Source organism: Acinetobacter nosocomialis NIPH 2119 (assembly GCF_000368085.1).
In the GTDB taxonomy this organism is placed as follows: domain Bacteria; phylum Pseudomonadota; class Gammaproteobacteria; order Pseudomonadales; family Moraxellaceae; genus Acinetobacter; species Acinetobacter nosocomialis.
The window spans coordinates 1,904,845-1,929,218 of record NZ_KB849239.1 but is presented as its reverse complement, the minus strand read 5'-3'; the positions used below and the strand labels follow the sequence as shown (position 1 = coordinate 1,929,218).

Annotated in this window: 21 protein-coding genes; 14 read left to right on the top strand and 7 right to left on the bottom strand. The window is 35.8% G+C overall.

The annotated features are described in order from the left end of the window. Positions 1-43 precede the first annotated feature (43 nt). The 5 genes from F984_RS13020 (at position 44) to F984_RS13000 (ending at position 3,830) form a co-directional block, all read left to right on the top strand. Positions 44-490, top strand: a complete 447-nt coding sequence (locus F984_RS13020; RefSeq protein WP_004709957.1) for a DUF6334 family protein — start codon at positions 44-46, stop codon at positions 488-490. Positions 491-531: 41 nt separating this feature from the next. Next, on the top strand, positions 532-1,350 hold the full coding sequence (locus tag F984_RS13015) for a barstar family protein (protein WP_004709955.1): 819 nt from the start codon (positions 532-534) through the stop codon (positions 1,348-1,350). 48 nt (positions 1,351-1,398) lie between these two features. After that, the gene (locus F984_RS13010) at positions 1,399-2,151 is read left to right on the top strand and encodes a barstar family protein (RefSeq protein ID WP_004709953.1); all 753 of its coding nucleotides are present in this window, start codon (positions 1,399-1,401) and stop codon (positions 2,149-2,151) included. Between the two features lie 27 nt (positions 2,152-2,178). Beyond that, the gene (locus tag F984_RS13005; protein WP_004709951.1) at positions 2,179-2,475 is read left to right on the top strand and encodes a hypothetical protein; all 297 of its coding nucleotides are present in this window, start codon (positions 2,179-2,181) and stop codon (positions 2,473-2,475) included. A 95-nt stretch (positions 2,476-2,570) separates the two neighbouring features. Next, a complete protein-coding gene (locus F984_RS13000) occupies positions 2,571-3,830 on the top strand; it encodes a ParB/Srx family N-terminal domain-containing protein (protein WP_004709949.1) in 1,260 nt (419 codons plus the stop codon). A gap of 283 nt (positions 3,831-4,113) precedes the next feature. Here the strand turns inward: F984_RS13000 and F984_RS12995 are convergent, their stop codons facing one another. After that, positions 4,114-4,464 (bottom strand): hypothetical protein, encoded by a 351-nt coding sequence (locus F984_RS12995; RefSeq protein ID WP_043968919.1) that lies wholly within the window; start codon positions 4,462-4,464, stop codon positions 4,114-4,116. Positions 4,465-4,607: 143 nt separating this feature from the next. Between F984_RS12995 and F984_RS12990 the strand changes: the two genes are divergently transcribed. From F984_RS12990 to F984_RS12965, 6 genes are all read left to right on the top strand, one after another. After that, complete coding sequence (locus F984_RS12990) at positions 4,608-5,165, top strand: TetR/AcrR family transcriptional regulator (RefSeq protein ID WP_004709947.1); 558 nt, start codon at positions 4,608-4,610, stop codon at positions 5,163-5,165. Positions 5,166-5,400: 235 nt separating this feature from the next. Beyond that, complete coding sequence (locus F984_RS12985) at positions 5,401-8,595, top strand: type VI secretion system Vgr family protein (protein WP_004709945.1); 3,195 nt, start codon at positions 5,401-5,403, stop codon at positions 8,593-8,595. A 70-nt stretch (positions 8,596-8,665) separates the two neighbouring features. Next, entirely contained in the window at positions 8,666-13,372 is a 4,707-nt protein-coding gene (locus F984_RS12980) for an RHS repeat-associated core domain-containing protein (protein ID WP_004709943.1), read from the top strand. A 12-nt stretch (positions 13,373-13,384) separates the two neighbouring features. Further along, a complete protein-coding gene (locus F984_RS12975) occupies positions 13,385-14,113 on the top strand; it encodes a tetratricopeptide repeat protein (protein ID WP_025469331.1) in 729 nt (242 codons plus the stop codon). Between the two features lie 153 nt (positions 14,114-14,266). Beyond that, positions 14,267-14,746 carry a tetratricopeptide repeat protein gene (locus F984_RS12970; protein WP_004709940.1) on the top strand — a complete coding sequence of 160 codons (480 nt, stop codon included), beginning with the start codon at positions 14,267-14,269 and terminating at the stop codon, positions 14,744-14,746. 126 nt (positions 14,747-14,872) lie between these two features. Further along, complete coding sequence (locus F984_RS12965) at positions 14,873-15,598, top strand: tetratricopeptide repeat protein (protein ID WP_004709938.1); 726 nt, start codon at positions 14,873-14,875, stop codon at positions 15,596-15,598. A 142-nt stretch (positions 15,599-15,740) separates the two neighbouring features. Here F984_RS12965 and F984_RS12960 read toward each other — a convergent pair whose 3' ends face one another. Together F984_RS12960 and F984_RS12955 are read right to left on the bottom strand one after the other, a co-directional pair. Further along, complete coding sequence (locus F984_RS12960) at positions 15,741-16,607, bottom strand: tetratricopeptide repeat protein (RefSeq protein ID WP_004709935.1); 867 nt, start codon at positions 16,605-16,607, stop codon at positions 15,741-15,743. Between the two features lie 57 nt (positions 16,608-16,664). Then, positions 16,665-17,135 carry a hypothetical protein gene (locus F984_RS12955; RefSeq protein ID WP_004709933.1) on the bottom strand — a complete coding sequence of 157 codons (471 nt, stop codon included), beginning with the start codon at positions 17,133-17,135 and terminating at the stop codon, positions 16,665-16,667. A 294-nt stretch (positions 17,136-17,429) separates the two neighbouring features. On the opposite strand from F984_RS12955, the gene F984_RS12950 reads away from it, so the two are divergent. From F984_RS12950 to F984_RS12940, 3 genes are read left to right on the top strand one after another with little or no spacing between them, the layout of a single operon-like run. Beyond that, a complete protein-coding gene (locus tag F984_RS12950; protein ID WP_002048002.1) occupies positions 17,430-18,101 on the top strand; it encodes a CsgG/HfaB family protein in 672 nt (223 codons plus the stop codon). Between the two features lie 17 nt (positions 18,102-18,118). Further along, on the top strand, positions 18,119-18,487 hold the full coding sequence (locus F984_RS12945) for a DUF4810 domain-containing protein (RefSeq protein ID WP_002047997.1): 369 nt from the start codon (positions 18,119-18,121) through the stop codon (positions 18,485-18,487). Next, positions 18,484-19,161, top strand: coding sequence for a DUF799 domain-containing protein (locus F984_RS12940; protein WP_004709927.1), 678 nt, complete (start codon positions 18,484-18,486; stop codon positions 19,159-19,161). Before F984_RS12945 ends, F984_RS12940 begins: the two co-directional genes overlap by 4 nt. A gap of 141 nt (positions 19,162-19,302) precedes the next feature. On the opposite strand, the gene F984_RS12935 is transcribed toward F984_RS12940, so the two are convergent. The 4 genes from F984_RS12935 to F984_RS12920 all read right to left on the bottom strand — a co-directional run bounded on the left by F984_RS12935 (position 19,303) and on the right by F984_RS12920 (position 24,340). Continuing rightward, positions 19,303-19,662 (bottom strand): hypothetical protein, encoded by a 360-nt coding sequence (locus tag F984_RS12935; RefSeq protein ID WP_000416091.1) that lies wholly within the window; start codon positions 19,660-19,662, stop codon positions 19,303-19,305. Positions 19,663-20,040: 378 nt separating this feature from the next. Then, complete coding sequence (locus F984_RS12930; protein ID WP_080631564.1) at positions 20,041-21,399, bottom strand: amino acid permease; 1,359 nt, start codon at positions 21,397-21,399, stop codon at positions 20,041-20,043. A gap of 144 nt (positions 21,400-21,543) precedes the next feature. After that, the gene (locus tag F984_RS12925; protein WP_004709924.1) at positions 21,544-22,989 is read right to left on the bottom strand and encodes an NAD(P)/FAD-dependent oxidoreductase; all 1,446 of its coding nucleotides are present in this window, start codon (positions 22,987-22,989) and stop codon (positions 21,544-21,546) included. 19 nt (positions 22,990-23,008) lie between these two features. Then, a complete protein-coding gene (locus F984_RS12920; RefSeq protein WP_000428065.1) occupies positions 23,009-24,340 on the bottom strand; it encodes an APC family permease in 1,332 nt (443 codons plus the stop codon). Positions 24,341-24,374: the final 34 nt, after the last annotated feature.

The following is a 24,374-nucleotide window of genomic DNA, read 5'->3' as shown; positions in this document are numbered from 1 at the left end:
ATATATAACTTTTGGAATTGGAAATTGATAATAAGGTAAAAATATGGTGCAAAGCGATATTTTTGATGCAATTAAAAATATTGATGAAGTTCGAAAAATAGATGATCTTTATTTAGTTTTAGATGGAGAGTCCAATTCTGAAGACCCAGTCGAAAGTATAATATTTGAAATTAATAAAAAGTTTTGGGTTATTACAGTTAATCATAATTTTGATGAAATTGAATTAAAGGTCTTCTCTTCCTTACCAAATAAGGCAATACAACAACGATATTCAGATAATTTATCAAGTCTAAAAGGATTAGAAATTGGAACAATGTTCGCTATCGTCAATGAAAGAGGATATACAGATGGGATTAAGCTCATGCTTTACGACCATTCATTGAAAGAACCTAAGACGAATCCATTTTTTGCTGTATTAACGATTGTTGCTTTGGCTTCTGGGTTGCAATATGAATTAAGAAAAACAGGAGTTGATACATATCTAGTTTAGTTTATATATGTATCTATAAAAATATTTAATATTAGATACATATGATAAAATATTTAATCAATATATCTGAGAATTGGGACAACCGGAAATTGTTTGAACTAAACTTATGTAAGTACATTTACGAAGAAGAAAAAGATGAGATTATTGATGGAATTTATTTTGAAAAAATATATGTTGATAATAATAAAGTTGTAGCAAGTAACTTCAATGATTTACAACAGCTTGAAAAGTCTTTGGGAATTTTTAGTAATTATCTTGGAAAAGATAATTATTGCTACTGTTATATAATGATTGAATCTAGGCATAAGCTCACTACAGAATTAAAAGAAAATAATATAGAAAATCGCTTATTTCTTTCTAAAAATTTTACCTTTAACGGTGAAGAACTCTCTATTGAATTTGATCCAGATTATGATCTTATAGGGAAAAATAACTTAGAAGATTTTGAAAAATTTAAAAAGAAAGAAGAGCTATTGATTCGTCTTTCAAATGAAACTATAGGTAAAAAGAGATGGCTAAATTTTACAAAGCTAGAAAAAAAATGCTGGTTAGATTTTGCTTATTTTAGAATGAACGAAAGAGGGGAACCTTTATCATTAAATATAACAGTTGATGGTAAATACCTACTGTGTGAAGAAGATGTGTATTGTTATTTTGGAGAGGAGGTTTATGGGGTATTAGGATACTTAGGTTATAACTTTAATGCATTTGCTGATGTACTGCGGGATTTGCCTTTAAAAGTTAAATGGATAAATTTTCAGTACTCTAAAGATAATTTTGAGTCGAAAGAAGATTTTTATCATTTAGATGATTTTATTGAAGTGTTAAAAAAATACTCGTCATTAGAAATTTCATATTAGTAACCCGTCAAAATTTAAAAATAAAGCAGCGATAGAGGAAAATATTATATGAGTTCTGAACTTACAGAAGAGTATATTTTTTATATTGAAATAAGTGAATTTAGTGAGTTTGATGATGATGTAACTATTTGGAGCGGATATCTTTCAGAAAATTGTGTAATCACTGATACTCAAGTTGTTTTTCATGGTTTTTTTGGTGAGGGTAAAATAAATAAAGATAAAAAAAGTAAAAAGTATAAGTATGATATCTATGGCATTAATTTATTCTTCTTAAAAGAAAATAACGAATATTTCGGGGTTTTAGGTTCTAGTATTGAATCTTTTGAAGTGAAAGATAATAAATTGATATTAAATTTATGCGAAGAGGAGACTTATTTTGATGAGTTTAAATTTGATTTAATTAAGAAATATCGAAAAAATCAGCTTAGATTACAAGATTGGTGTAATTTAAACGAAGAAGAGAAAAAGAAGTGGATAGAAGTTTCGCATTGGGTTCAACAGTACAAGCCTCTAGACCTAGTAAGTTCAATAGTTATAGATGGTAGGAATATTAAGTCCTTTAATGATTTCTTATGCTGTATAGGTGAGGAAGTGAATGGATTGATGGGCTACTTTGGTTCTAGTTTTGGTGGTTTGTCGGATAGTCTCACTGGTGGCATTGGTTGTATAACTGTACCTTTGAACATTACTTGGAAGTATTTTGAAGAAACAAAGTATTCTTTTAATAACTATGATAACCCTGATGATTTTGAATACTTAATTGAACTTTTAAACGAAAAATCTACTTTAAATATTACGTAATGTTAAATAGAGGGTATTGTATATAATATGCATGCTAAAACATTAGATAATAGTTATTTGAATATTGAAAATATTTCAATAGAAAAGTTAAAAAAGCTTTTTAATGAAAATAACGCTCATAATTTAGATATATTTGAAGATGTTAATTCTCTAGTTTTTAAATTAGATAGTATCAGTCTAGCAACTGATCTATATGAAGTATTGGTCTATGTTTGTAAGATAGATATTTTATCAGTGCATAATTTAAAAATAGCGTATTACAAGACCATTTTTGATATGGACTATAATATTATTGACGATTTTTTCCTTACTCTAATGGATTGATCTATAACTATATTCATCAAAATGACATCGATTAGTCATCTAAATGAAACTCTGTTGATTAAAAATAATCCAATTTATTGGGGTAGTTTCCAGACATGCAGAAAAAATCTTATAAAGTTCTAAGTTTAGTATTTCTTGTTGCGAGCATGATGGCTATTACTGCCTGCAATGATAGCCAAGATCAGCAATCTACAGTAGTTTCCCCAACCCCTACAGATACCCGTGACCAGCGTTTTCTAACAGCAAAAACAAATGACGTAATTCAAGTTACGATTGCTGACTTGATCCCAACGCAGGGTGCAATTGGTTATGATCAAATTTATTATAAATTAGGGCGTTGGCAAGGTGATTTACAGCGCCCAACTTGGCAAGCAGATCCAGTCAATCAATTAGTTTATTTAAATAAAACCATTGGTAAGAAGTTTAGTGATTATTGTGAAGCGATTGGTGCAAAAGGTCGTGATGATTTTACAAGTCTGCAAGACCTACAAAAGGCCAATTTAAAACAATTGGAGACATTTAACTGTCAAGAACAGCCGGGCACTGAAACGGCTGATTTGAAAACAGTGGTTGTTGGTTATGATGGGCGCCTTTATTTGACCGATGGTCATCATACAATGACCGAATTCCGTGAGCTGCCTGATGGCGGTGGTCAACTTAAAGTATGGGTGAAAGTTGTTGGGAATTATAGCGATAGTAAAACTGCGGATGAGTTTTGGGCGAAAATGCTTGCCAATGGCCAAGCATGGTTAAGAGATGGGAAAAACCAACCGATTTCATATCAACAATTACCTAAAAACTTAGGCCTGAAATCTGCAACTAACCCTGACGGTATGCAAAATAATCCATATCGTTCATTGGTCTATTTCACGCGTGATATTGGTTATAGCAAAGTTGCTAATGCAACGGACTATACTGAGTTTTTATGGGAAGATTGGTTTAATAAGCAAATCGCTAATAATCTGGTACATCCTTTAAGTTTTTATCATACCGATGCGAGTGTGTATGGTGCCGCAGATGTATTGGCAACTACTGAAATAAAAAGTGACTTAACTGTATCGGGCAGTGCAACAAGTTACCAGGCAGCGGTTGCTGATTATTCATTATTGATGGGAAGTACCAAACCGACTGATATTATTTATGGTACTTCAACTGCCGCAGATTTGGGCGCATTACAGCTTGTGAAAAATGCCGCTAAAGGTTCTGTTACGGCAACTTCAATTTCTAATCTTGCAGATTTGACCCGTGACGAAATTAAGAAAGATAAAACGCCTCGTACAGGTGGAAGTATTTGGTATGCGGTAAATTACAAGTTATGTGGAAAACCGGCTACAGGAACGTGCTGGGGTTGGTAATTCACGAATATTTAATAAGAAAGGGGTGAGTAAATTCACTCCTTTTTTGTATGGTTAAATCATTAGCGTTTGATCAGAATAGAATTAATTATTTAAAAATTAAAAAATATAACTTGCTCTCACTTAAATCCTAAACACCTCACTTACACATGCTATTAAGATTTTCACTATTTTTATAAACCTCAAATTAACAATAACTTGTTGATTATTTAGCCTTACTTTTTTAATGATCTAATTTAAAACAAATGTCATTTTGTGTGCTTGACTGTAAGAAACTTGGACACTATTCTTTGCTTGCTGGCCACATTGCCAGTCGGTTTTGACGAACCGCAATCACACGAGTATCAGAATTATTCCTTCTGAGGGATAGTTTTGTGCAGCTCCTCGTCTCCCTCTCGTAGCGGTAGGACGGGAGAGGGACACCTTCGGGTGTGCTGGCCTCGTGTGACCAGTTCGTCAACCCTCTTTCGTTCTGCCACCATAATTTTAATGACTTGGCAGAACTCCCTATAAAAAGGAGTTGGCTTTGCACATCCATTATTTCTTGGCTCTCGATGCCAAAAGCTATAACGACACCACTTAAATCATCTTTAAATAGTTTGTAGGCCTTTAGGGTTTTCAGGCTTTCAGTCATTACGGCTCAAAAATTTGTATCAACAACAAAACTTGAGATGTGCCAAGCACAGTCTTTATGGCTTTGTTGTGCCTTTTTTCTCCCAAAAAGGGCACAGGCTTTTTTCTCTTTTAGAAACAACAAGAATTTATAACGGTAAAACTATGTCAAATGATTTAGAAATCTCTTCCAAAAAATTACACATTATTCGAACAGCTATTGGTCTATTTACAACCTACGGGTTTCATACAGCAGGTGTAGACCTGATTACCAAAGAGTGCGACGTTCCAAAAGCTACGCTATATAACTATTTTCGCTCAAAAGAAGGTCTGATTGAAATGTGCATTGCCTTTCAAAAAAGCCTGCTTAAAGAAGAGGTGCTCGCTATTATTTACTCAAGCCATTACCGCACACCAACTGATAAGCTTAAAGAAATTGTAGTTTTCCATGTCAATTACAGCAGTCTGTATCACTTATTACTTAAAGCTTTTTTTGAAATTAAAGTGACTTATCCTCAAGCTTACCGTATGGCAATTGAGTATAGAAAATGGCTGACTAGAGAACTTTTTGATTTGGTATTTTCACTAGAAACTCGTGATTTAAGACCAAGTGCTGACATGGTTTTAAACTTAATAGATGGCTTAATGTTTGAGTTTTTAAGTACAAATAATTTGGATGAAAGAGATAAAGTTGTGGAGCGGTTTTTTATGTCCGTGGTATAGAGAAAAATTATGACCAATCACTCAGTATATGGCCTTGGGGATATCTATTATGTTTTATTTTAATTCTATCTCATACAGCGTTATTACTATTTACTTAAGTTTTAGCATTATATTTTTTTATATAAAATCTTTGACAGACTAAGGTTGAAATTGATGTTAATATAAACAAGATAGACAAATCTGTCTATTTTTTATAAAATATAGTCGATTGTAACTCAAATTTATAAATAAAGTGATGTTTAATAATATTACCCAGCTTTTAGAGAGTGTTGGTTTTCTCTCACAACATCGTTCGGTGTATCTTCAATTTTCAGATGCATCCCTGAATAGTCAGGTTTTTTTACAACGTATAGATGGGCAACATTATCTTAATCACGGCATGACAGCTGAGTTGATTTGTTTATCAACCAATGCTCACATTCCACTCAAGACATTTATTGGGGTGCAGGTTGCTGTTGACCAAATAACAGATCGAGGAAGTTTTTTCCGTACTACGGGTATTATTACCGGAGCATCACAAGGACAAAGTGATGGTGCTTTAACTTTATATAAGCTGGCCATAAGTGATCCAACTTATCTCTGGCATAAACGCAGAAATAGTCGTGTGTTTATGAACAAGAGTGTGAAAGAAATTAGTGAGATTCTATTTCAGGAATGGCAGGCAAAAAGTCCATTATTTGCATCTAGTCTGACTTTAGATTTGAGTGGGTTAAAACAGACATACGATGTGCGTCCTTTTGTGATGCAGCTCAATGAAAGTGACTATGACTTTTTAACTCGTTTATGGCGTAGCGAAGGCATTAGCTGGCTCATTGACGAAGCAGAGCTTACTGTAGCTAGCAATATGGACCATATTCAACCACAAAAATTACGTTTGATTGATGATAATAACCAATATGAAGCACTGACAAGAAGAGCGATTCGTTACCATCGCAGCAGTGCAACTGAACAATCCGATAGCATGACCAGCCTAATGGCTGACCGTAGTTTACAGCCGACCTCTGTTTTTGTGCAGCGCTGGCAGTCAGATGTATTAGAGCAAACTGATGGGGTAGGAAGTGTCCAAAGTAAACATCAGCATAGCTCCAACTATGATAACCAGAGCTTAAGCCTCGAAGAAGCATGGCACTATAGTCCGGCATGGATGCAAGATTTAAATGGCGAAGATGGGGCAACCTCCGCAAGCAATCAACAACTAGAAAAGTTCAATCAGAACCTAAGTGCTTATTTTGATGCTCAGTCTAAGCAGTTTATTGCTAAAACCACAGTACGAGATACCCAAGTCGGCTATTGGTTTGAGCTTAATGAGCATCCTGAAATAGATCAGCATGACGGTGCAGATAAAGGGTTTTTAATTGTAGGTAAGAACTACTATAACCAAAATAATTTACCCAAAGATTTAAACCAGCAAATCCAGACTTTAGTTCAACAAAGCGATTGGCAAGCGAGTAATACCGACGAGCGCCAAGCGAATCAACTGGTTTTACAACGTCGTCATATTCCAACTACACCAGCTTATAATCCACAAACTCATAGTCCAGTTACTCATCCACAACGCGCGAAAGTGGTGGGTCCTGAAGGTGAAGAAATCTATGTAGATGAGTGGGGACGTATTAAAGTCCGCTTCCTGTTTACCCGCAGTGATGACCATAGCCATGATGGGGGTGCAGGAACCAATAATAATGACACCGATTCAGCTTGGATTGACGTTCTAACGCCGTGGGCTGGAGAAGGCTATGGTGCACGTTTTTTACCGCGTATTGGTGAAATTGTTGTTATTAACTTCTTTAATGGCGATATTGACCGACCGTTTGTGATGGGCCGAGTGCATGAGGCACAGCGTCATCCAACCAAGTTTGATAACAAAGGTAAACTTCCCGATACTAAAAAGCTGAGTGGTATCCGTTCCAAAGAAGTCTCAGGTGGTGGTTTTGGACAACTCAGATTTGATGATACACCGGGGCAAATTAGTACCCAGCTACAAAGCAGTCATGGTGCAAGCCAGTTAAATCTGGGGAAATTGAGTCATCCTAAATATAAAGCGGAAAGTGAAGACCGCGGAGAAGGTTTTGAACTGCGTACTGACCAATGGGGAGCTTTGCGCGCGGGGCAAGGTTTATTGGTAACCACCCATAAACAGGATAATGCCAAAGGTGAACACCTCGATGCCGAAGTTGCCAAAAAGCAACTTGAGGGTAGTCAAACCAACAGTAAAGCACTGAGTGACATTGCTAAAAACCAGAAAACCGATGAAATAGAGTCGATTGAACAGTTAAAAGATTTTGCCTCACAAATTCAGCAGCAAATCGCTAAATTTCAAAAAGCTTTGCTGCTTTTAAGTTCACCAGATGGCATAGCCTTGAGTACGTCTGAAGATATTCATATCTCGGCTGATGCACAAATCAATCAGATTGCTGGAGACAGCATTAATATAAGTACTCAAAAGAATGTCATTGCCCATGCTCAAAATAGGCTCAGTCTCTTTGCTGCTCAGAGCGGACTAAAAGCGGTCGCTGCACAAGGCAAGGTAGAAATACAAGCTCAGGCAGATGCGCTGGATGTATTGAGCAAACTTGGAATTACTATTTCATCAACCGATGACAAGGTCATCATTAGTAGCCCGAAAGAAGTCAAAATCACGGGTGGTTCATCTCAAATTACCCTAAATGGTTCAGGCATCTTTCCGAAAACTGGCGGGAAATTCCAAGTTAATGCAGGGCAGCATTTGTTTATGGGAGGAGCGAGTGCAAACGCCAATGCTCCTGAGTTACCTAAAGCAAAACCTATGCAGGGAGCATTGGAGCTACTGCGAAGTTATGGTGGAGATAACTTCTTTAAGCAAAATAGCTATAAGGTCATTGATTCATTAGGTAAGCAAATTACAGGCAAACTTGATGGGAATGGTTTTGCACAAGTAACAGGGATTGCGCCTGGACCAGCTAAAGTAGTTTTTGAGAAGGATAATACCAGTGCTTGGCTACAAAGCAGTGATTTTAATCGTAAATACACTTGGGCTGAGCCAGTCAAAAGTGTTCAAGGATTAATGAAAAATACCCTAGGAGCAGTGCGGCAAAATACGATGTCTCAGTTGCAAAATAATCTTCTTTCAACTGATAAAAATAGTTTCAAAAACTTGGGTAAAAATACTTTAGATAATTTAGCTGGGCAAGCAGTAGGTCAGATTAAAAATCAAGTAACCAATATCGCGCTCAATACTGTTTCTAAACAACTTAATCTCAATTTATCTGCCGATCAAATGAAAAGTCTTGGTCAAATGGTGGTAAACCCAAGCCAGTCTCTTGAAATGTTTAAAGAGCAAGGCCAAAGTTTTTTGAGTGATCAAATGACCGCAGAATTATCTAAGTCCGCAAATCAAGATTCACCTATTCAGCAAGGGGCTTTAGATACTTTTGTTCGGACAAAAAAGTAGATTGGATGAATAGAGCGAACCAACATAGAAAAATATTGCTGTAATTGAATGAATTAAAGGTTTTATATTAATGGCTAAAGAGAATACAAAACAGAAAGAAATTAAAAAACAACCTGCTGTTGAACTTGCTGTTTTTAACTTAAATAGCGTGACGGATGTAGCAGACTTGCAAATGATCGCAAGTCAGGTTCAGCTGTATTTACAAGTGTGTGGAAACACGACATTAGAACAAATAAAAAGTAAGGCCAATATAACCACGGTTGCTAATATTTTTGCATTGACGGGTAGTGTACTAGATCTAATGCTCTATGCTACAGATAAAAAAACTGGTGATGCTGCTGTACAACGTGCAGCATTACTTGCGGCAAATTTAATTGGTTTATTTTCAGAACCGAATAATGAAGCACATGCACGAATGGCTTTACGTCCGATGTTTGGCTTAATGGCAGAGTGCTTATATCGAGAAAATAGAAAAATTAAAGAAACGGATATTAAGCGTTTAGGTTTACATCTCAATGCGATGATCGCTGGAGATTTAGAGAACTTTTTAAAAGAGACTCAAGCGAAGTTAAGCACTCTACTTGCCAGTGCTACGGCGTTGGGTGTAACTATCTTGCAGAGCATGGCGACCCCAGCAACAGGTATAAATGCAGGAATAACCATTGCGGCAGGTGCAAGTGCAGAGAAACGAGACCCGAAACTCAAATTTACCAACTGGGCCGTTCCACTCATTGATTTATTAGGGAAGCCGAGCCAAGCAAATTTAACCCCTAAAATACAGCCAAATATAACAAGTCGTTTGCAACAAGAAGCAACTCAAGCTATTACAGCTTTAAGTCAAACTTTACAGCAGCAAGCAAATGCTGACCAAAAATATACTTTGGCATGGCTATTACAAGAAACACTGAAAGCTATACAAGCATTAGAAAATAAAGGTAATGCAAGTGTGCCAATCAACCAGACGGGTGAATATGAACGGCATACGAAAGGAGACACTTTAGAGTTTGTAAGTTTACAGGCAGATGCTTTAAATGCTCCTCCATGTGAAGGTGCTGATTCACAATCTGGAAAAAGTATTAGCTATTCAATTGGTGCTGAACGGGTTCAACATGCAGACTTCTATTTGCCAAAAATAGGTTTTTCTTTTATACGCCAATATAACTCACAAATGGATGAGTTTGATCAAAGCATGATTGGTGCACGTTGGATGATGCCATTTTCCAATATGATTCAACGAACTGCTCAAGGCTATCTATTTATTGATAGTAAAGGGCGAAAGCATCAACTGCCAGCATCCATTGCACTTGAAACTTATGAAGTTCCTTATGAAGGAGTAATAGTACAACCTCTTAAAAATGGAGATCTGATTCTAAACTTCGGTGGAGATTGGTCTTTCCAATTCCATCAGTTTTCAGTTGGACAGCCTTATCAATTGATTCAACAATTCAATGAAAAAACACAAGAAAAGATTGACTTAAGTTATCTTATTTTCGATAAAGCTGCTTATCTTCAACATGTTGATTTTCAATTAGAACATGCCAAGCACCAATTAAAATTTGCTTTTAGTGAGCAAATTAAAATCATTGCGGTGTTTTTAGATGATAGCGCTGAGCCATTAGCGCGTTATGATTATGATACCCAAGGCAACTTGGTTAAAGCCATTGATCAGAATGGTCATACAAGAACCTATGAATATAACCAATTTCATCAACTAACACGCTATACAGACCGTACAGGGCGTGGACAAAATATTCGTTATGAATCAACTGAAGCCAAAGCTAAAGCGATAGAAGAATGGGCTGATGATGGCAGTTTTCATACCAAACTAAAATGGCATCCGCGCTTACGTCAAGTGGCGGTTTATGATGCTTATGATGTGCCAACTTACTATTACTTCGATCTGAATGGGTTTACTTATCGAACTCGTTTAGCGGATGGGCGTGAGTCATGGTATAGCCGTGATGGGCTAAAGCGTATTACTCGGCAAATTGATTTTGAAGGGCGAGAGACTCAACAAGAATATAATGATCAAGATCAACTTGTTAAAATTGTGCAGCCAAACGGTGGGATAATTCGTTTTGCATATGATGAACAAGGTAATTTAGTTGAAATTAAAGACCCAGAAGGCAGTATTTGGAAACGGGAATATGATGAAAATGGTAATCTTAATAAGGAAATCAATCCATTAGGGCATATCACACAGTACAAATATAACAATAATAATCAACTGGTTGAAGTCATTGATGCAAAAGGTGGTGTTAAGAAAATTCAATATAATGAATTGGGGCAGATGATTTCATATACCGATTGCTCAGGTAAGAGTAGTACATGGGAATATGATGAAGATGGTGCATTGACAGCTGAACAAACTGCAAATAATAAAGTTGTACAATATATTTACAGTACCAAAGGCCGAGATAAAGGCCAGTTACAAAGTATTATTTATCCTGATGGGTTAAAAGAATACTTTGAACATGATGAAGAAGGACGCTTACTTAAGCATATAGATACTAAAGGTTTAGTAACGGAATATAAGTACAATCGAGTTGGCTTATTAGAACAGCGTATTGATGCCAATCGACATAGCATAGCTTATCAATGGGACAAACAAGGCCGTATCCAAAAGCTGATTAACCAGAATCAAGCCGAATATTTATTTGGATACAATCCGTATGGATATTTGATACGTGAACAGGCCTTTGATGGAGAGGAAAAGCACTATAGTTACAATGAAAATGGTCGATTATTTCAAATCCGTCAACCAAATATTCTGACCCAATTTGACTATTATGCAGATGGACAAATTGCTTCGAAAAGCTTTACCCATTTACATACAGGGCAGAAACAAACAGAGCAATTTGATTATAACCTGAATAGCCAACTGAGCCGAGCCAGTAATGAGGTTAGCCAAATTGATTTCTATCGCAATGCACTTGGGCAGTTGGTTAGAGAGCACCAACATTATAAAATTCCAGAACTGAAACCGCTCACAGCAGTATTACATTATGAATATGATGAGCTTGGAAATTTAATTAAAACAATTCGACCTGATGGACATACACTGAATCACCTTGTTTATGGTTCAGGGCATATTTATGCAATTGGTTTAAATAACCAAGAAGTTGCTTCATTTCAGCGTGATGATTTGCATAGAGAAACAACACGATTACTAGCAAATGGGCTCATGCAAACCAAACAATATAATGATGTGGGGTTATTGAGTTCACAGTTCATTCAACCTGAGCAAGAAACTCAAGACTATTTACAATATCAAGCACATAGAAAATATTACTACGATAAAAACTATTTGCTTAGTCAAGTTGAAGATAGCCGTTTGGGTAAACTCAATTATCAATATGACTCAATTGGGCGTTTAATTGCAGCTCAAAGTTTACATAAAACAGAAAGTTTTAATTTTGACCCGGCAGGTAATTTAATTGATTCTGAATCGGTATTAAGGCCTGCACAAATTAAAAATAACCTTATTAAAAGTTATAAAGGTAAACACTACCAATATGATGCACAAGGTAATGTGACAGAGATTATTCAAACGGGCAAAAAACTTAAACTGACTTGGGATAATCAAAACAGACTTATTCGAAGTGATAATAATGGTCTAGTTACAGAATATGGCTACGATGTCTTTGGTCGTCGACTCTACAAAAAAACATCTAATGAGTTAACCTTATTTGGTTGGGATGGCGATTTAATGATATGGGAATCATTTAAATCGGCACAGATGAGTTATACAAAGCACTATATTTATGAACCTGATAGCTTTGTTCCACTATTGCAAGCAGGTTATAAGGATTTTATTCAACTGATAGAAACTCCTGATTATCAGGTATATCAAACAAAACCATATTCTATTTATAAAGACCCAGTATGGAATAGTACTACTCGGAAAAAGCATACTGATGTAGAGCAGATTACATTCTACCACTGTGATCAGGTCGGAACACCACAAACCATGACCAATACTCGCGGTGAATGTGTATGGGAAATTCTCCAAGACACGTGGGGAACAGCATTAGAAATTAAAGCAGTAAATCAAGATAATCCATTTGAACAAAATAATTTACGCTTTCAAGGTCAATATTACGATCTGGAAACAGAACTGCACTATAACCTTTATCGTTATTATGAACCTCATAGTGCAAGATATGTGAGTAAAGATCCGATTGGTTTGAGTGGCGGAATTAATACCTCTGCTTATGTAAGTGATCCAACTCAATGGATAGATCCACGTGGGCTTGCATCGACAAATTCGATTGGTTCATATGGAAGTGTAAAATCAGCATCAGATACATATGAAAAGTATGCAACAAGTAAAAGTTTAAAAGATGTAGCTGAAAGATATGCAGCAGGGAAAACTGCTAATGCAAGTATTGTGGCAGGTGTGGGGATTGGTGGGTCTGTAGAATATAAAGGAAATGGTGTAACTAGGTCGACTTTAGAAAGAAGTATAGGCTTATATGGAGAAGCAAGTATCACCGAACCAGTCGATGGGTTTGCATTTGGTGAACGTAAAGATGGTAAATATGTAGAAGCATGCGCTGGTGTTATTAAATATAAGGCTTGTGGTGGTTCTAATACAGACAAGATTAATCTATATGGTAGATTGGAAAAACCACAAGGTATTTCTAAAGGATTGAAAATTGCTCAGGGCCAACAAACAACAGTTGACCATAAGTTACCGAAACTACCACGAATCTCAGATGCCCCATCCAAAATGGGTTATCACCCACTTGATTTTCCAAACCAAGGCATGTTTTAAATGAGAGATAATATGAAATTTTTCTTATCAATATTTATATTTAGTACATTAACTTTGGTAGGATGTGATTCATCTAATGTAAAAGTTAAAAGTTCTAATAGTGAGTTAAGCAAATATCAAAAAGATGCAGAAAATGGTGACCCTGTTGCCCAATACAATATGGGCGTAGTATATCAACAAGGTTTAAATGGTGAGAAAGTCGATTTAGATAAGGCTGTTTATTGGTTTGAAAAAGCTGCTAAGCAAGGTGAAGAAGATGCTAAATATAATTTGGGTGTAATTTATATTAGTGATAATTCAAAATATAGAAATGTTAAAAAAGCAATGGAAATTTTTTTAGAAGGTATGGATAAAAATGACGCAGAATCAATTAATCAATTAGGAATTATATATAAAGATGGTATTGATACTTCTGTAGATTATACAAAAGCGTTATCTTTATTTAAACAAGCAGCGAATTTAGGATCGAATAGTGCACAGTTTAATCTAGGGATAATGTATTTTAAAGGACAAGGTGTTAAACAAGATTTTACTGAAGCTAGAAAATGGTTTGAAAGAGCATATCAAACAGGTGAAAATATTGACGCGGCTTATACCCTTGCTGGAATGTATTATGAAGGGAGAGGAGGAAGTAAAGATATTGAAAAAGCACTAAATTTATATCAGTTCGCAGCTGATCATGGAGACCAAGAAGCTGCTAAAAATATAGAAATTATAAAAAAAGAATGTGGATGCGGATAAAAAATTATTAAATTGAACTGGGTTTAGATGAATAATATCTAAGCTCAGAACAGTATTTTATTAATTAAATATAATATTTTTATTATAATTGTTGTCGGTTTAATAAAAATAGATTTACTTTCTAAAATGAGCTTTTAATAATTTGAGTCTATTATGATTAAATATTTAAATATCTTTATATTCAGCCTATTAGTAGGGTGTAATAGCCCTAATAGTTCGGCAAATTCTGAATTTGAAAATTTGAAGAGCGCAGCAGAACAGGGGGATATTCGGGCTCAGTCACAAATGGGAGATGTGTACTTATTTGGTGAATATGATTTAAATGTTGATTATGAAAAGGCTTTTAATTGGTATAAAAAAGCTGCTGATCAAAATGATGCAAAATCACAATATAATTTAGCAATAATGTACCTTAATGGTTATGGAGTAAAAAAGGACTTATCAAAATCTGTAGAATATTATAGAAAATCTGCTTTAGAAGGTGATGCTGATAGTCAACTTCAATTAGGAATTAGATACCTAAATGGTGAGGGAGTTGAAAGCAATATAGAAACTGCAAAAGAATGGTTTCAGAAAGCAAAATTACCTGGGAATCAAGAAGCTGATATTTATTTGGAAAAAGTGAGTAATTAATAGGTGTTTTGAAAGTAATATTTTATAACTTATAGAAAATATATTATACTAAATATGAAATGGAAATACGATAATTCATAGTAGATTATCGTATTTATTAAATTAGGCGAGTGATTAGTTTAAAATATGAAATTTTTCTTATCAATATTTATATTTAGTACATTAACTTTGGTGGGATGTGATTTATCTAATGTAAAAGTTAAAAGTTCTAATAGTGAGTTAAGTAAATATCAAAAGAACGCAGAAAATGGTAACTCTATTGCCCAATATAATATGGGCGTAGTATATCAACAAGGTTTAAATGGTGAGAAAGTAGATTTAGACAAGGCTGTTTATTGGTTTGAGAAAGCTGCCGAACAGGGTGAAGAGGAAGCCCAAGCTAATTTGGGTATAATTTATTATACAGAGGGAACTAAATATACTAATATTACTAAGGCATTAGATACTTTTTCTGAGCTTTCAAAAAAAGATAATAGAGTAGCTCTTAATTTTTTAGGAAGAATGTATAAGGAGGGAGTTGGTGTAAAACAGGATAATAATAAGGCTTTTAATCTTTTTAATAGAGCTGCTCTTTTGGGTGACTTAAGTGCACAGTTTAATTTAGGTAATATGTATTTTAATGGTGAAGGGACCCCTTTAGACTATGAAAAGGCTGCCTATTGGTATAACAAGGCTATTATAAATGTGAAAGATGGGGATGCCGCTAAAATACTTGCTGGAATGTACTATGAAGGAAGAGGTGTAGAAAAAAATATTAATAAATCAATTGAATTACTTCAGATTGCTGCTGATCAAGGAGATCAAGAGGCGGCCCAAAATATAGAAATTATAAAAAGAGAGTGTGGTTGTTAATAAAGAATATATTAAACTGGTCTGGACTAAGATAAATAATATCTAAGCTCAGGATTGAATATATTTAATAAATTGAATTTAAAGTAATATTTTAAAATCTAGTATAAATGAGATTTTTATATATTAAGTGCTTAGATAAATATTAATTTAACTTAGATAATTCTTGGAGTGCATACAAATTCCCTGCCTCAGCAGACTTTTTAAGCCAAGTACGAGCTAAGGACAGATCTTTATCTACTCCTAGTCCGTCTTTATAAATTTTTCCAAGATGATATTGTGCATTACTTTCCCCTTGATTTGCAGCTGCCAAAAACCATTTTTGCGCTTGAGAATAATCTTGTTTTATACCATCTCCAAGGAAGTACATAAGCCCTAAATTATATTGGGCATCAATATCTCCTTGGACGGCAGCTTTCAAATACCATTGAGAAGCTTCTAGCTTATTTTGAGTTACTCCTCTGCCATGTAAAAACATGGTTGCTAGATTTGTTTGAGCATCTGAATCACCCGCATTTGCAGCATCTAAGTAGTATTTAATAGCTTCCTGATAGTCCTGCTTAATACCTAAACCTTTACTGTAGAAATTTCCAAGTTCATTTAAGGATGCAATGTCACCTTGTGCTGCGGCTTTCTCATACCAATATTTTGCTTTGACATAATCTGGCTTAATATACTCATTTCCCTTGTATAATAAACCTAAATTATATTGAGCATTAACATAACCTTTATTTGCAGATTGAGTGTACCATTCAATAGCTTTTAGAATATCGGCTTGAATGTCTTTATAACCTTCCGCATACATTACACCTAAATTGTACTGTGCTTCAGAATCTCCCTTTTCAGCTTTTGACTGGATATCAGTTAAATCAATATTGTTTTTTATATTAGTATTAGTCTGATTAGATTGCTGTTGTTTAGTATTGTCATCTGTTTGTTTTATAGATTTTGCCCATCCTGAATTCAGGATGCTTAAGAGACAAATAGTTAGAAAAATTCTTTTTGGTAACATCTTTTATCCTCTATAGATATTTTACTTTGGCTCTTATTTTCAGAGTTTAATTTTGACTTATTGAGACTCATCTAAATCACGTTCGCGGCAGGATAATTCATAGTAATTACCTTTTGGTAGAGAACGGATTTTAAAGCCATAGTAATCACTGGTTGACTCTATAGGACCGACACTACATTGATTTGTTTTTGCAAATTTTTCAATCAATTTCAAATTAGAAGTTTGCTTAAATACAGCTCCCCAACCTTCACTCACACAACAGCCAACATATTCAGACATATATTCATCCGAAATGAGTACAACATTTTGTCCCATAAACTCATAAGGCTTTTTGAGTTTATATATATCGTTATAATCTGCTCGTGAAATATTAGGTTTTTTTGAGATAAAGCCTTTTTGTTTGAGTATTTGGAACTTTAGGAAATCCTGCGGTCCAGTACCAAGTCCTCTATAAACCGAATTATTATCTTCTGCAAAGCTATACGAGCTAAACATACTGACTAAACTTAAAAATAATATTTTTCTCATTTTAAATTTCAAAAGTTATATAAGGCCGTAATTCTTTCATATCTAATAAGTAGCGTAAAGTAAGTAGCTGATTTTGAATTTCTCTCACTGACTTCGTAGGCATACACAGCTCATTTGAGTGACTATTTATATGATTCTTATGATTAAATATTGATAAAATAATAAGTAGGTTACTTAAAAGTTTTAATTTAATTGATTAGATTTTTGCTCATAGATTAATTTAGAAGCTCATTTGATAGTCTTTTTGTATATAATATGTATTCTTTGTATTTTAGTTATCTTTATAGAGTAAACATGAAAAAAATATTAATCATTACTATGGCGAGTTCTTTTGGTTTAATCGCATGTTCAACCACTGAAACATCAAGAACGATACAAAGTCCTCAAGTCACCGCAGCAACTTCTGCAATTAAATATAATGGGGTAAAAGCTCCTGTTTCTATTGGTAAGTTTGATAACCGCTCTAGTTATATGAGAGGAGTTTTCTCAGATAATGTAGACCGTTTAGGTGGCCAAGCGAAAACGATTCTTGAGACACATTTACAGCAAACTGGTTATTTCTCAGTTTTAAATCGCGATAATTTATCTGAAATCAAACAAGAAGTAGGTTATAGCAATACTGCTCAATCTATTAAAGGTGCTCGTTATGTGATTACTGGCGATGTATCTGAGTTTGGCCGTAAAGAAGTTGGTGATCAGCAACTATTTGGTATTTTAGGCCGCGGTAAACAGCAAGTTGCTTATGCAAAAGTTAATTTAAATATTATTGATGTAAAAACTTCAGAAGTTGTGCACTCAGTACAAGGTGCTGGTGAATATGCATTAGGCGCACGTGAAGTTTTAGGCTTTGGTTCTACTGCCTCTTATGATTCTACTTTAAATGGTAAAGTGCTCGATTTAGCTGTTCGTGAAGCAGTAAATAATCTTGTAACAGATATTCAAAATAACCGTTGGTCAATTCAATAATTTTGGATATGTGTTAGATGAAAAAAATTGTTTTAAGTAGTGTTCTTGCTTTGGGATTGGTGGGCTGTGCCACTGGTCCTCAATCTTTATATAATTGGGGAAGTTATCCGCATCAAACTTATTTGATGTATACCGCACCTGAAAAAGCGACACCAAGTGCACAAATAACGACATTAGAAGCTGAGATTCAAAAAACTAAAGGTAAGGGCCTAGCTGTTCCGCCGGGGTTATATGCGCATTTAGGATTATTGTATTTACAAGAAAATAATTCTCAAAAAGCAATCGAGTATTTCCAGCTTGAACGTCAAGTCTATCCAGAGTCTACAGTTTTAATGGATCGCTTATTGCAAAAAATGAATGCGAATGGTGGGAATACAAAATCATGATTAAGAAGTTTCTAATTGCTGGTTTGATTATTTCTAGCATTACATTTACTGGCTGTGCAGTTACTCCGGCACCGAATAAAGACATAACCGCTTATAAAGCTCATATGCCAAAGTCAATTTTGGTATTACCACCAGTCAATGATTCACCAGATGTAAAAGCAACTTACAGTTATTGGCCAACCGTAATAGCACCTGTAGCAGAAGCTGGCTATTATGTTTTTCCCATCTCTGTTGTAGATAACATGTTCAAAGAGAATGGTGTCACCAATGGCAGTGATGCGCAGTCTATTGCTCCTCAAAAATTACAAGAGATTTTTGGTGCAGATGCCGCTTTATACATTCGAATTAAAGAATATGGCTCTAAATATCAAGTAATTCAAAGTGTTGCTACGGTAAGTGCAGATGCAAAACTTGTGGATTTAAAAACAGGCGATGTGATTTGGACTGGTGAGAAAAAGTTATCCCAATCAAGTAGTGATAATAACTCTGGTTTACTTGGTGCTGTAGTCGGTGCTTTGGTTGAACAGATCTCTAGCAACTTTAATGATCGCGCTTATCCAATAGCAAGTATGGTAAATGCTCAACTGTTTACCCCGACTCCTTATAGTCCGGGTACAGGCTTATTATATGGCCCACGCTCACCTCAGTACCAACAAGATGGAATTGCGAAGTAAATTAAAATCTAAATTTGGGTTTTAATTTATTATATAAGTTGCTTCATATCTTTATGATTTGGAGCACTTTATAAAAGTTGAGTTTAAGCAGGAGAGCCAGTTGAAAATTGATTTTACCTGCTTAATTCAATTGAAATTAGTTTATTTCTTTACTTTAAAACGATATTTGCATTTTAGGCAGCGGTAGTCCTGAAATATATTTTTATCGATCATTACACCTGCTTTTTTACCAAAAATATTACCCACTACACCGCCAGTAATACCTGCACTGATTGCACCGACAAATGTGCCTACAGTACCGCCAACAATTACACCTAATGGTCCAGCTACAGTACCAATCGCTGCTCCTATAGAAGCACCTGTTGCAGCACCACCTACGGTACCCGCTGTAGTCCCTGCAGCTGTTAATAAAACACCGCCAGTGGTTTTAAGTAGTTTGTCATGGTCACGTGTTTCAATTTCTGTAGAACCACACTTTGGGCATTGCAGCGTTTTTTCCATAAAATTTTTCCTGTCTTTCATCATTAAGCGACGCAGTGAATGGAGCAAAATCAGTAAAGTGGATAAAAGAGCTATTTATGAAGCGTCTTTTCCTGATTGATGATCGCGATATATCTGGTCAGCCACGATTTTAGCTGAACATTGACACAAATATTTATAGATCATGTAAACACTTGTACCTTAATAATCATCTCTTAAAAATGTCTTAAGCACTATTTTTAAATGGATAGCATATAACTAAAAACTACTAAGTGATGGATGATTGATCAGACGAGATGCAGATATTTGGTCTGTTGAAATTTACAAAGAGGTGAGACTTATTTACAGCCGCTTAAAACAATAAAGGCTTATTCTGTTTGAATAAGCCTTTTAGGACGTTCAGAGTGATTTATCTAACCTTAAAACTTTATATAAACCAAGCATTAAAGTAATCCAGATCGGAATTAAAATTACTGATTCTTTAAAGCCTTGAGTCCACATAATGTATAAAATCATGCCGATAAAAATGAGCACGACATAGTTACTCAAAGGCGAAAATAGAGCAGGGAATTTGGCAACTTTTCCATCTAGTTTCATAGCTTGCTTAAACTTTAAATGGGTAAAGCTAATAATTGCCCAGTTCAAAACCAAAGCTGCAACAGCCATATACATAAGATGGCTTAAAGCTTCTTCTGGTACAAAGTAGTTGAGTAAAACACACCCAAAAATCAAAATAGAAGAGAAGACGACAGCAGCTGTGGGTACACCTTGTTTGCTTACTTTGGCAAAGACTTTAGGGGCATTGCCTTGTACTGCCAGTCCATACAACATTCGGCTGTTGGCATACATGCCGCTGTTATAAACTGAAAGTGCAGCAGTCAAAATAATAAAGTTAAGTAAATGTGCCGCCCAACCAATGCCAAGCTGACTAAAAATCATGACAAAGGGGCTTTTATCTAAACCACCAAGGTCCAGTTGGTTCCATGGAATAAGCGACATAATAATTGCGAGCGAGGCCACGTAAAAAACCAAAATTCGAAAAATAACTTGGTTAATGGCTTGTGGAATACTTTTTTCAGGATTTTCTGCTTCAGCAGCGGTCATTCCAATCAGTTCAATACCGCCAAATGCAAACATTAAAAAAGCGAGCATATAGAACATACCCGAAAAGCCATGCGGGAAAAATCCGCCATGCTGCCACAGGTTTGAAAAGCTCGCTATAGAATCATTGCCGGCTGTAAGCAATAAATATAAGCCAAACACAATCATTGAAATGACTGCGGTAACTTTAATAATGGCTAACCAAAATTCAGATTCGCCATAAAATTTAACATTGCCTAAGTTCAAGCACGTGACCAGCACAAAGAAAAATAAAACCGAAACCCATGCTGGGATATGAGGCCACCAATAATGTACATATTTAGCCACGGCGGTAAGCTCAGTCATCGCAACTAAAATGTACACAACCCAATAGTTCCAGCCCGATAAAAAACCGGGAAATCTTCCCCAATACTTTTGTGCAAAATAGCTAAAAGAGCCAACTACAGGTTCTTCGACAATCATTTCACCCATTTGGCGCATAATTAAAAATGCAACCAAACCAACAATGGCATAACCCAAAATGATTGAAGGACCAGCAGACTGAATGACTTGTGCAGAGCCTAAAAAAAGTCCTGTGCCCACAGCACCACCCATAGCGATTAACTGGATGTGACGATTTTTAAGTCCACGTTTTAATTGGGAAGATGAGTTACTCAAAATACTATGCGCTGTCTAAAAAAGCTGGCGCTATTGTAATGGATTGAATAGGGATAACCTAGTTTGAAAAGCAATATTGCCTTTATATAAAAAGATTCGCACAAAACTGTACGAATCTTTTTTAGAAAATGATGTTTTTCTAAATTAGAAAGATACCATTTTGCCCGGGTTAATCATTGCACCGATGCCATACATACTTTTTGCGAGTGGAATAACGACAGGGGCAAGCGTACGGCCAAAAATAATATTTTGATGGTCAATGTTAGATAACATTTCAAAGTCATTAGATTGCCCAACAAAGTCATTTGCAATGGCTTTACCAATGCGTACCGTCTGTGCAACACCATGTCCACTCCAGCCGTGAACTGCATAAATCGGGAACTTGTTACCAAACTTACGGCTGTCGACTGCACCATTAACGGTTAAATCAGTAGTGCCACTCCAGACAAAATCCATTTCTAGATTTTTAATTTGAGGGAAAACTGTATGAATTCGATGCTCTAGGTAATTTAAAGTTTTCTCTGGCCCCCAGCATGTGCCAGTACCTTGCCCACCAAATAATAAGCGGTTGTTAAACACAGGACGGTAGTAATCAATCTGGAACTGAGTGTCATAAACCGGATGTCCAAATGGCAGAAGCTCTTTGGTATCAAACTCTAAAGGAGCGGTGGTCGCGACATAAGTGTAAAACGGAATAGTGGTATTGTTCTGCTCAGATAAAAGTTTAAACGAGGCATGGTGTACCGCTAAAACTACAGACTTTTTGGCTTTCACGACTGCATTTGCTGTGTGAACATAAATACCATCTGCCTTTTCTTCTATTGAAATAACTTCTGTTTGTTCATAAACACTACCGCCGTTTTTGCAAAAGCCATAAATTAAACCACGGTTTAGAGCCAACGGATGAATTTGTCCACCTAACTCATCAATTAAACCGCCTGTATAGTAGTCTGACTTAATAAAGTCCATGAGTTCATGTTTACCCACAATACGAGTATGGTCTTCACCTAAGTATTTTCGGGCATCGGCACCTTGGGTTAAGCCAACCAAATGTCCTTCATGAACGGCGGCAGTAATATGCCCGTATTTACGGTCAAAGTTGAGTTGGTATTTTTCAGAGATATCATCAATGAGTTGCATGGCTTCCGTAGAAGTAAAATGCCATAGCTTTTTGGCATCTTCATAACTTAATCGGTCAGCCATTTCTTGAGCTTCCCAGCGTGCTAAACCTGGGGTAAGTTGTCCGCCATTTCGCCCTGAAGCTGCACTACCAATACGGTTTTTTTCTAATAAAACGGTATCTACGCCTTCTTCAGCTAAGTGTAGGGCAGTCGATGAACCCAATAAACCACCACCAATAACCACGACATCACATTCAATATCAGCATTTAAACTGTCAAATGTATGCCAATCGGACAGGGAACTTTCATAGTAGTTTGCTGGGTTATTTACCGAAGTGCCATTAACCGTAGTTGAGTCAAATTGCGCGTGTTTTGGATTTAACCAGCTCCATTCTTTACCCACTTGTAAAGACTTACTTGGTTTATATTCCACATCTTTTAAAAGTTGAGGTTTAGAAATAATTTTCATGACGATGTTCCTTAAAAAATTAATAAGCATTACTAATTGCAATACTTTGTTTTTTAATCGTTTTATAAATGAATAAGAGAATGCCTAAAGTTAACCAGAAGCATCCAAAAATCAGTGAAGATGAGTCGAGATTGAGCCATAAACAAATAATGCTAATGACCGATAACAACGGTAAAAATAGGTTTAGAAATTTATTTTTAAAACCTGAACGTTGTTTATCTTTAATATAAAATTTCATAAAAACTGAGAAGTTTACGGCTGTAAAAGCAACGAGCGCACCAAAACTGATCAGACTAACAACTTGAGCTAAATCTAAGAAAATAGCTGACATTGAAATAAGCCCGACAAATAAAACCGAGAAAAATGGTGTCCCTAAAGAGCTATGGATGGTTCCAAAATACTTTTTAGGAAAAATATTGTCGGACCCCATTATATACAGTAAACGCGAAGCACTGGCATGTGAGGCAAGACCTGAGGCGACTGTGTTCATAATTTGGCCGCATAAGAATATGGACTGAAACAAAGCACCACCCACATAAAGCACAATTTCTGGTAATGCTTCTGAAGGATGATGAAAGCGAACATTGTTTGGAAAATAAAGTTGAATAAACCAAGCAGCTGTGAAGAAAATAAGCCCACCCGCAAGTGTGGTTAACATGACTGCTCGGGGAATATTCTTGGTGGGTTGTTTGGTTTCATTTGAAAGGGTAGTAACTGCATCAAAACCTAAAAATGAAAAACATAAAACCGAAGCACCAGCAACAAGCGGTAATAGTGATTGTTGACCATGCCATAGTGGAGCCAGAGTAAGCACATGCTCATAACCTTGGGTCGAACCAATACCTCGAACCACTAAATATACAAAAATGACCATGAGGATAATCGGAGCAAACACAAATACGAGACTTAAGTTGGCAAGTAACCGAATACGGAAACAGTTGACTAAAGTCACAAGGCCCGCCGATACCAGCACCCAAAACCAATAAGGCATACTCGGAATGAGTGCGGTGAGATAAATTGCAGCCAGCAACACATTAATAAGCGGTAATAACAGATAGTCGAGTAGAGAGCACCAGCCAACGAAAAATCCACTTCTAGGCCCTAAACTTTCTGCAGTATAACTATAGGCCGAACCTGATCTTTCTGAGTTTTTACTAAACCTCGCATAGCTCCAAGCAGTAAGCAGCATCGCGCCTAAAGCAAGTAAATATGCGAGGGGAACATGACCATTGGTAATTCCGGAAACAATACCGAAAGTATCAAAAACCGTCATGGGGGTCATATAGGCAATACCAATAATTGTAACTTGCCATAGTGATAGTTTTTTTAAGGAAGACGCTTTATTTTCCATGTCTTTTCAACCTCAAATTTCGTTGTTTTTGCTT